Origin of the sequence: Mesorhizobium sp. B1-1-5 (assembly GCF_006443065.1) — a bacterium.
Taxonomy (GTDB): domain Bacteria; phylum Pseudomonadota; class Alphaproteobacteria; order Rhizobiales; family Rhizobiaceae; genus Mesorhizobium.
The window spans coordinates 1-1,083 of sequence record NZ_VFWS01000610.1 but is presented as its reverse complement, the minus strand read 5'-3'; the positions used below and the strand labels follow the sequence as shown (position 1 = coordinate 1,083).

Annotated in this window: 2 protein-coding genes; both read right to left on the bottom strand. The window is 66.9% G+C overall.

Annotated features, from left to right (window positions below; genetic code table 11):
- Positions 1–260, bottom strand: a 260-nt coding sequence (locus FJ980_RS33745) for a biotin/lipoyl-containing protein (RefSeq protein WP_348640680.1), incomplete at its 3' end; no start/stop codon positions are given.
- A 16-nt stretch (positions 261–276) separates the two neighbouring features.
- Positions 277–1,083 (bottom strand): alpha-ketoacid dehydrogenase subunit beta (locus tag FJ980_RS33740; RefSeq protein WP_140547677.1); only part of this gene is annotated, 807 nt, incomplete at its 5' end.

Genomic DNA, 1,083 nt, shown 5'->3' with positions numbered 1-1,083 from the left:
CCAACGACATTGCCCTCGCCGGCCACCTTCAGCCGCACGATGGGCGAGCCGATCGCCACCGTGTCGCCGATATCGGCGCCCAGCCACAGGATCTCGCCGTCGACGGGGGAAGGGATCTCGACCGTGGCCTTGTCGGTCATCACGGCGGCAAGCATCATGTCCTCGTGCACGATGTCGCCGACCTTGACATGCCATTCGACGAGTTCCGCCTCGGCGACGCCCTCGCCGACATCGGGCAGCTTGATGATGTGTTCGCCCATGTCGGGCCTCCCCGTTCTAGGCTTCCAGTGTTTCCGTAAGCGCCCGGCCCACGCGGGCCGGACCGGGGAAATAGTCCCATTCCTGCGCATGCGGATAGGGCGTGTCCCAGCCGGCGACGCGGGCCACCGGCGCCTCCAGATGGTAGAAGCAGTTTTCCTGCACAAGCGCGACCAGCTCCGCTCCGAAGCCGGAGGTCAGCGTCGCCTCGTGCACCACGACGCAGCGTCCGGTCTTCTTCACCGACGCCACGATGGTGTCGAGGTCGAGCGGCAACAGCGTCCTGAGATCGACGATCTCGGCATCGATGCCGGTCTCCTCGGCCGCCGCCTGCGCCACATAGACCATTGTGCCGTACGCCAGCACCGTGACGGCGGAGCCGGCCCGGCGGATCGCGGCCTTGCCGAGCGGCACGGTGTAGTGGCCGTCGGCGACCTCGCCCAGCTCGTGCTTCGACCACGGCGTCACCGGACGTTCGTGATGGCCGTCGAACGGCCCGTTGTAGAGCCGCTTCGGCTCGAGGAAGATGCCCGGGTCGGGATCTTCGATCGCCGCGATCAGCAGTCCCTTGGCGTCATGCGGGTTCGAGGGCACGACGGTATTCAGCCCCGACACATGGGTGAACAACGCTTCCGGGCGCTGGCTGTGCGTCTGGCCGCCGAATATGCCGCCGCCGGTCGGCATGCGCACCACGATCGGGCAGGTGAAGTCGCCGTTCGAGCGATAGCGCAGCCTCGCGGCTTCCTGGGTCAGCTGGTCGTAAGCCGGGTACATGTAGTCGGCAAACGGGATCTCCACGCACGGCTTCAGCCCATAGGCGGCCAT